10 protein-coding genes are annotated in these 7,492 nt (G+C 71.8%); 4 read left to right on the forward strand and 6 right to left on the reverse strand.

All coding sequences use genetic code 11. The features are described 5' to 3' along the window. Window positions 1–8 precede the first annotated feature (8 nt). The gene (locus ACWEOO_RS35120; RefSeq protein WP_355691080.1) at window positions 9–662 is read right to left on the reverse strand and encodes a response regulator transcription factor; all 654 of its coding nucleotides are present in this window, start codon (window positions 660–662) and stop codon (window positions 9–11) included. Window positions 663–894: 232 nt separating this feature from the next. Here ACWEOO_RS35120 and ACWEOO_RS35125 point away from each other — a divergent pair, with 232 nt between their 5' ends. Continuing rightward, window positions 895–1,536, forward strand: a complete 642-nt coding sequence (locus ACWEOO_RS35125; RefSeq protein ID WP_452146726.1) for a helix-turn-helix domain-containing protein — start codon at window positions 895–897, stop codon at window positions 1,534–1,536. Between the two features lie 26 nt (window positions 1,537–1,562). Here ACWEOO_RS35125 and ACWEOO_RS35130 read toward each other — a convergent pair whose 3' ends face one another. Genes ACWEOO_RS35130 through ACWEOO_RS35150 form a run of 5 tightly spaced genes read right to left on the reverse strand, consistent with a single transcriptional unit; the run spans window position 1,563 to window position 4,759 of the window. Beyond that, complete coding sequence (locus ACWEOO_RS35130) at window positions 1,563–1,802, reverse strand: SHOCT domain-containing protein (protein WP_452146727.1); 240 nt, start codon at window positions 1,800–1,802, stop codon at window positions 1,563–1,565. A gap of 12 nt (window positions 1,803–1,814) precedes the next feature. After that, window positions 1,815–2,366 carry a flavodoxin family protein gene (locus ACWEOO_RS35135; protein WP_452146728.1) on the reverse strand — a complete coding sequence of 184 codons (552 nt, stop codon included), beginning with the start codon at window positions 2,364–2,366 and terminating at the stop codon, window positions 1,815–1,817. A 14-nt stretch (window positions 2,367–2,380) separates the two neighbouring features. Further along, window positions 2,381–3,304: a universal stress protein gene (locus ACWEOO_RS35140; RefSeq protein ID WP_452146729.1), complete on the reverse strand. Its 924-nt coding sequence runs from the start codon at window positions 3,302–3,304 to the stop codon at window positions 2,381–2,383. 10 nt (window positions 3,305–3,314) lie between these two features. Continuing rightward, the gene (locus tag ACWEOO_RS35145) at window positions 3,315–4,193 is read right to left on the reverse strand and encodes a universal stress protein (RefSeq protein ID WP_452146730.1); all 879 of its coding nucleotides are present in this window, start codon (window positions 4,191–4,193) and stop codon (window positions 3,315–3,317) included. A gap of 5 nt (window positions 4,194–4,198) precedes the next feature. Next, a complete protein-coding gene (locus tag ACWEOO_RS35150) occupies window positions 4,199–4,759 on the reverse strand; it encodes a hypothetical protein (protein WP_452146731.1) in 561 nt (186 codons plus the stop codon). 183 nt (window positions 4,760–4,942) lie between these two features. On the opposite strand from ACWEOO_RS35150, the gene ACWEOO_RS35155 reads away from it, so the two are divergent. Genes ACWEOO_RS35155 through ACWEOO_RS35165 form a run of 3 tightly spaced genes read left to right on the forward strand, consistent with a single transcriptional unit; the run spans window position 4,943 to window position 7,417 of the window. Further along, window positions 4,943–5,566, forward strand: coding sequence for a hypothetical protein (locus ACWEOO_RS35155; protein WP_452146732.1), 624 nt, complete (start codon window positions 4,943–4,945; stop codon window positions 5,564–5,566). Continuing rightward, window positions 5,563–6,528 (forward strand): Acg family FMN-binding oxidoreductase, encoded by a 966-nt coding sequence (locus tag ACWEOO_RS35160; protein WP_452146733.1) that lies wholly within the window; start codon window positions 5,563–5,565, stop codon window positions 6,526–6,528. The genes ACWEOO_RS35155 and ACWEOO_RS35160 overlap by 4 nt, the downstream gene beginning before the upstream one ends. 13 nt (window positions 6,529–6,541) lie before the next feature. Beyond that, on the forward strand, window positions 6,542–7,417 hold the full coding sequence (locus ACWEOO_RS35165) for a universal stress protein (protein ID WP_452146734.1): 876 nt from the start codon (window positions 6,542–6,544) through the stop codon (window positions 7,415–7,417). The last annotated feature ends 75 nt before the right edge of the window (window positions 7,418–7,492 follow it).

Consider the following 7,492-nt stretch of genomic DNA (forward strand, 5'->3'; position numbering starts at 1 on the left):
GTCGTGCCCTAGCCGCGGTTCTGCCGCTTTGCGTGCTCGACGGCGAAGACGGCGGCCTCGGTGCGGCGTTCCAGGTCGAGTTTGCGCAGCAGTGAGGACACGTAGTTCTTCACGGTCTTCTCGGCCAGGTACAGCGACTGGGCGATCTGGCGATTGGTCTTGCCCTCGGCGATCTCGGCGAGGATGCGGCGCTCCTGCTCGGTCAGCGACGCGTACCGCGGGTCCTCGGCCTCGGCCGGGTGCCGCAGCCGCTCGAGCACCTTCACCGTCATCGACGGGTCGAGCAGCGACTCACCGGCCGCCAGCCGGCGGACGGCGTCGATGAGCGCCTGGCCGTTGATCTGCTTGAGCAGGTACCCGGCCGCGCCGGCCATGATCGCGGTGAACAGCGCCTCGTCGTCGGAGAACGAGGTCAGCATCAGGCAGGCGGGCGGATCGTCCATCTGCGAACGCACCTCGCGGCACACGCTGATGCCGTCGCCGTCGGGCAGCCGCACGTCCAGCACCGCGACATCGGGCCGCACAGCGGGGATGCGGGCGACCGCCTCCGCCGCCGTGGCCGCGTCGCCGACGACCTCGATATCCGGCTCCGCGTCGAGCAGCTGGTGCAGCCCCAGCCGCACCACCTCGTGGTCGTCGAGAAGGAACACCTTGATGGTCATCGTCGTCTCTCCTTGGCTTCACGCCGTATCCCGCCCCAGCCGGGCGCTCGCTTCAGCATGCCGCTGGCTCCACCGTACTGCCAGGGACCTCGGTCCCGACCGTCCCGGGACCTTCGGCGCGTGCCGTCCGGCCTGTCGGGGAGTGACCTCGGACCCTGCCCGCGCGGACGTCCGGCTGATTGGCTGGACCTGTTGGGTGGAACCGACAGTTCGACCGGAAAGGCAGATCCCGATGGACACACAGACCGCAGGCGGGCCGAGCAGCCTCGGCACCCGGATCCGGCACCGCCGGCAGGCTCTCGGTCTGAGCACCGCGGAGGTCGCCGAACGCGCCGCCCTCACCACCGACCGCATCGACCAGATCGAGACCCGGCCGTTCGCGCTCACCGGAGCCGAGCTGCTCCGGCTGGCCCACGCCCTCGACTGCACGGTCGAGGAGCTGACCGGACCACGGCACCCGGCGACCTCGCACCAGCGGCCGATCGCCCCCGTCCTCGAGCCGATGCGGCAGGAGGAGTGCATCGTCCTGATCCGGTCCGGCTCGGTCGGGCGGATCGCGTACACCGGCATCGACGAGGTCGTCGTGATCCCGGTGAACTATTGCTACCGCAACGAGCTGATCATCTTCCGCACCGCGGCCGACAGCGCCGTCGCACAGTTCGACCTGGAGCCGATCGCCTTCGAGCTCGACCTGTTCGACGAGGGCATGCGGGACGGCTGGAGCGTCCTGGTCAACGGCATGGTCCGCCCGGCCACCGACGCCGAGACCGACGCCGCCCGCGGCCACGTCGACCCCTGGGCCGGCGGCGCCCGCGAGACCTACATGGCCATCGACCCGCGCCGGATCACCGGCCGCCGCGTCCGCTCCTGGTAGTCGCGGGCCCCGCCGGACGGTCGAGGTCAGACGTCGATCTCGTGTTCGCGGAGGCGGGCGCGGGCTTCGTCGAAGTCCTCGCGGGTGATCTCGCCGGCGGCGTACCGGCGTTCGAGGATGTCCAGCGGCGACGGGAGGGCCGGTGGCCGGCGCGGCGGTTGCCGGATCATCCGGACCGCCGCCACGGCCGCGACACCCACCACGAGGATCCACAGGACGAGCACCAGGACCGACCAGAAGGCCGCGTCCGCAGTCGAGTGCATCATCGTCGGTCCCTCCTATCCCGCGGCCCGCGCCGAACCGGTCAGCAGCCGGCCGAGTTCCTCGCCCCAGCGCCGGGCGCGCTCGAGCTCGACGTCGCGGATCGGCCCGGTGGTGTCGCTCACGAAGAAGCTCTCGGACGTGCCGAGCATCCGGTAGCCCATCCGGCGCAGCAGCTTCGCCGCCGACCGCGCCGCCGAGCCCGGCAGGTGCCGCACCTTGGCGATCCGGGTGTCGAAGGTCGTCACCCGGAGGCTGTCCGGGCGGCTCCCGTCCGCGCGTTCGAGCGCGCCGAGCCATTCGCGGATGCCGACCTCGATCGGCATCACCACATCCGCCTGCTGCACCGCGCCCTGGCGCGTCGACAGCCGGCTCATCGAGAACGCATGCGTCGGTCCGCCGACGACCAGCAGCCGGACGTCGCCGGGGACGACGTCGGGCGCCCGGTTCACCGGCACGGTGTCGGCCGCGACGTAGCGCCGCAGCCCGTCGCGGATCGCCCGCGCGATCCGCTCGGTGTTGCCGAACATCGTCTCGTACACGATCAGCGCACGACCACGCTCGGGCATGACTCCTCCTCCTGTCAGGTCGCCGGAACGACGGAGCCGACCCGCCGGGCCACGACGACCGGTTGTTCCAGCTCCGCCTCGGTCAGGTGATGCGGGACGATCGCGACCGGGCAGGTCATCGCGGCCGTCGACCGGCGCGCGACGGGGTCGATCGGCAACGGGCCGCTGTGCGCGCCGACGACCACCAGGCCGACCTCGCTGCTCTCGTGCACCAGCGCGGCGGCCGGCGGCCGGCTGCTCAGGAACCGGGTCACCTTCACGGTCGGGAACCGGCTGGTCCACGGCGCGAGCCGCTCCGACAACACGTACTCGGCCCGGCTGATCCACGAGCATTCCGGATCCTCGTCGACGAACGGGCGCTCGGCCGGCAGCCCGGCGTGCACCACGATCAGGTCGCCCTCCCGGGCCGCCGCCTCGCCGAACGCGAACTCCAGCGCCTCCGCGGACAGCGCCGTACCGTCGATGCCGACGGCAACCTTCCGGTCGAGCAGCGACGGCTTCCAGGACAGCGGTACGACGACCACCGGGCAACCGGCCCGCGCCGTCAGCGTGAGGTTCGCCTGGGTGTGCACCAGTCGCTGCGGACCGCGGCTACGGGATCGTCCGACCACCAGCATCCGCGCGTTCCGCGCCGCATGGGCGAGCACCCGCGAGCGCGAGCCCTCACCGGCGACGGCGGCCAACTCCAGCCCGTACCCGTTGCGGTGCCGCAGGTGGGCGACCGCCGTACGCAACGCCGCGTCGGCCATCTCGGCCGGCGGCTTCGGCGCGTACGCCGTCATCGGCGTGGCCGAGCCGTGCGCGGAGTACGGCGCCACGAGCACCAGTTCGGCGCCGAACCGCAACGCCTCCGCCGTGGCGTAGTCCACCACCCGGAGGTTCTCGGCGGTCCCGTCGACCTCGACCACAACGGGCCCGGTCCGGTTCCAGGCATTCATCTGTCTCACCTCATACTTGAACGGGTACGACGGCCAGGGGGCACGTCGCGTGATGCAGGGCGCCGCGGGTCACCGAACCGAGCAGGACGGACATCAGCCGCGTGCGGTGCCGGCTGCCGACGACGAGCAACTGGGCGTCGGCCTCCTCGGCGCCGGTGACGACGCCGTCGACCGCATGGCCGCGCCGGGCCTCGATCTGGACGGGCGTGTCCGGGTACTTGTTCTGCCACTCCGCGGCAAGGTTCTCGAGGTGCCGCTGCGCGTTCTCCGCCCATTCGGCACCAGCTCCGGAGGAATTCATCGCGTCCCAGCTGTAGACAGCCGGCAGGTCCCACGCATGCAGCAGACGAACCGGCAGGTTCCGTTCGGCGGCGGCCTCGATCGCGAACTCGATCACCGGGGTGTTGTCGTCCGCGTCGTCGACGGCGACGACCACCGGTCCGGCGTGGTCGGTGGGCTTCCAGCCCGGCGGCACGATCACGACCGGCGTCATCAGGTGGGCCGCGTGGGTCACGACCGCCTCCGAGGTGGAGCCGATCAGCAACCGCTTGAACGTCCCCAGTCCGCGCCGGCCGACGACCAGCATCCGGCTTCCGGCGGCCGCGTCGACCAGTGTGCGGGCCGGCGGGCCGACCAGCAGGCCGGCCTCGTGGTCGAGCGCCCCCGGGGTGTCGTCCAGGTAGGTCTGGACCTGGCCGACGAGTTCCGTCGATGCGTCGTCCACCGCGTCCGGCTCCCAGCCACGGGCGTGCCGCAGCCGGTCGTCGATCACGTGCACGGCCTGGAGGGGCTCCTGCCGGAGCAACGACTCCTGCAGGGCCCACTCCAGTGCACCGGTGTCACGCCAGGAGCCGTCGACCCCGACGTGGACGACCGGCCGCGCGGTCATCGTGCTCACTGCAGCCACGGGTACTTGCGAACGAAGTTCAGGCTGCTCCACCACCTGCCCAGACCCCACCAGCTGCCGGCGGCGACCAGTGCGAGGGCGACCAGGGTGATCGCGCCGAGGATGTGCTCGTCCAGGGCCGGGTTGTTCTCCGGCGGCAGGTTGGCCGACCACATCAGCAGGTACAGCAGCGCGCCGCTGACGGCGGCGATCCGCATGCCGATGCCGAGGGTCAGTGCGAAGCCGATACCGGCCAGGCCGACCATGAACAGCGGGGTGACCCACCAGTCACCGACCAGCGACTGGTAGAAGTCGGCCAGCGGCCCGGAGGTGCCCTTGCCCAAGAAGCCCGCGGTCGGGTCGCCGCCGTCGATCCAGCCCTTGCCGGACGGGGTCGCGTAGCCGAAGCCGAACAGCTTGTCGAAGAACGCCCACAGGAAGGTCAGGCCGAACGCGATCCGCAGGACCGCGAAGGTCCGGCCGGCCGCCGTGGTGATGATCGGGTACCGATCACCGTCGGGCTCCATGCGCGGAGCGGGGATGTGACGCCGTTGCGTCGTGGTGCTCATGGTCTCGTCCTTTCCATCGATCCTTCATCTCGATCGTGGGCGATCGCCGGCTCGACGTTCAGAGTCGTGACACCCCAGCCGCCGGTGCCGAACGGCCCGTGCGTCCCGGGACGTATGCCGCTGCCCCGCGGGAGGCCCGCGGGCAGACGCTGGAATTCCAGAACCGCAGGCACGGAGGTAGCGATGCTGACCGACCAACTGACGTCCGCCGCACTGGGCGTACTGCTGCACGCGGCCGGGACGGCGCCGGGTCTGCACGTACCGAGCCCGTGGCGCGCCGAGGTCGACGGCCACCTCGTCGACCTCTACCTCGACGACGAGCCGGCGACCCCCGACGCGGTCGCCCGGGTGCGCCGGATCGCGACCGGCGCGGCGGTCTTCAACCTGCGCTGCGCTGCCGCGTCGCTGAGCTTCGACAGCTGGGTCAGCCTGTATCCGTACCCGCACGATCCCGGCCTCGCCGCCCGCATCCTGGTCGAGCCCACCGGCCTGCCGGACCGCGAGCTGCAGCAGCTCTACACCGCGATCCTGTCCCGGGACGTCGCCCGCCCGGCGACGCCACCGGACGAGCATCTCCGCCGGATGCTCGCCCGCGCCGCCGCGATCGAGGACGCGCAGCTGACCTGGCTTCCGGTCGACTCCCTGGCGGTCGTCGTCACGAACGGCGCCGAACCCGCCGACCAGATCCGGGCCGGGATCGCCCTGGAGCGCGTCCTGCTCACCGCCACCGCACACGACGTGCGGGCCGACTGCCTGAACCACAGCCTGATCCGCTTCGGGGAGCGGACCGGAACGGACCGGAGATGATCGCCGAACTGACCGAGGACGAGGTCGGCATCCTGCTGACCGCCGCCGTCCACGCCCCCTCCATGCACAACACCCAGCCCTGGCGTTTCGAGGTCCACGGCCCGGTCGTCGACGTACTGCTCGACGAGGAACGCGGCCTGCCCTTCGAGGACGTCTCCGGTCGCGCCGCCCATCTCGGCATCGGCGCCGCGGTGTTCAACCTCCGGGTAGCGGCCGCCATGCTCGGCCACCAGACCCGCTTCGCGACGTGTCCCGATCCGGCGCGGCCTGAGATCAAGGCCCGGGTCTACCTGGAGGGCCGCGGGACACCGGTCCCCGATCTCAGCTGCCTGTACGGCGAGGTGGCGCAGCGGCACACGTACCGCGGGCCGTTGCTCGATCACCCCGTCCACCCGACCGTACGGCGCGAACTCGACGAGGCGGCCCGCAGCGAAGGAGCCGAGCTGCACTGGCTCGAGCCGCCGGACATCTCCGGTCTGCGGGTTCTGCTCCATCAGGCCGACGCCGAGGACGGCTACGACGAGGACCGCCGCCAGGAGCGGGAGACCTGGATCGGCGGCGACCGGTCGGGCGACGGAGTCCCCGAGCGCGCGCTGGGCCCGCAGCCGGTCCGGCAGTCCTTCGTCCGCGACCTGTCCGCCGGCTTCGACAGCACGCATCGCAGCCAGGCTGTCTACGAGACGGCTCCAGCCATCGTCGTACTCAGCACTCACGACGAGGACGCCGATGCCTGGACACGAGCCGGTCTGGCCCTGCAGCGGGTGCTGCTCGTGGCCACGTCGTACAACCTCAGGGCGTCGTTCCTCGACCAGCTCCTCGAGCGTCCGGCACCGCGCGCTCAGATCCGCGAGCTCATCGGCGGCCGGTGGCCGCAGATGGTGCTGCGGATCGGTTATCCCGCACAGACCGACGGCCACGCCGGCCGCCGGGACTGGCACGAGTCCATCGACCGGTGGTTCTAGACAAGGAGATCCCATGACCACGCAGCCCGCCCCGATCGTCGTCGGGTACGACGGCTCGACCGGCAGTCAGAGCGCCCTTCGCTGGGCCACCGCGGAGGCCGTCCGGACGATGGCACCGCTCCGGCTCGTCGAAGCGTTCGAACTCGTCATCATCACCCGGCCCTCACCCGGTCACGTCGTACCGCTCGAGGCGGTCCGGACGGCCCGCCAGACGGGCCTCGACGCCGTCGCCGAGAACGTTCGTCTGCACCATCCCGGTCTCACCGTGGAGACACGGCTCGAGGGGGGACCCGCGGCGCGGGCCCTGATCGACGCCGCCGAGGAGGCCCGCACGGTCGTCCTCGGCTCGCGCGGACTGGGCGGCTGGAGCGGTCTCCTGGTCGGCTCGGTCGCCGTTCAGGTGACCACGCACGCGCTGTGCCCGGTCGTCGTGATCCCGCACGAGCAACAGCAGCGCGCGCCCCGGGCAGCCACCGTGGTCGTCGGCGTCGACGGCTCGAAGGCCTCGGCGAAGGCGATCGACTTCGCCTTCGACCAGGCCGAGGCCATGCACGGCGAGGTCGTCGCGGTGCACGCGTGGACGAGCCCGTTCCTGACCTACGATGACGGCGCGTCGATGCTGCAGTTCGACGAGGCGAAGGTCCGCGAGGAGGCCCGGTTGCTCGTCGCGGAGTCCGTGGCGGGCGCGGCGGCCGACCATCCGGACGTGCACTGGACGACCGAACTGACGATGGGCGCCGCCGCCCAGGCCCTGGTCCGGCGCGCCGAATCCGCGGACCTGGTCGTCGTCGGCTCGCGCGGCCGGGGCGGATTCACCGGCCTGCTGCTCGGGTCCGTTGGCCAGACCGTGCTGCACCACGCCCACTGCCCGATCGCCGTCGTGCGCTGAGTGCCCGCAACGCACCGCGGTCCGCGACGAGTCGTCGCGGACCGCGGTGCGGTGTGGTGTCAGTTGTGGTGTCAG

The organism is Kribbella sp. NPDC004138, from assembly GCF_053603655.1.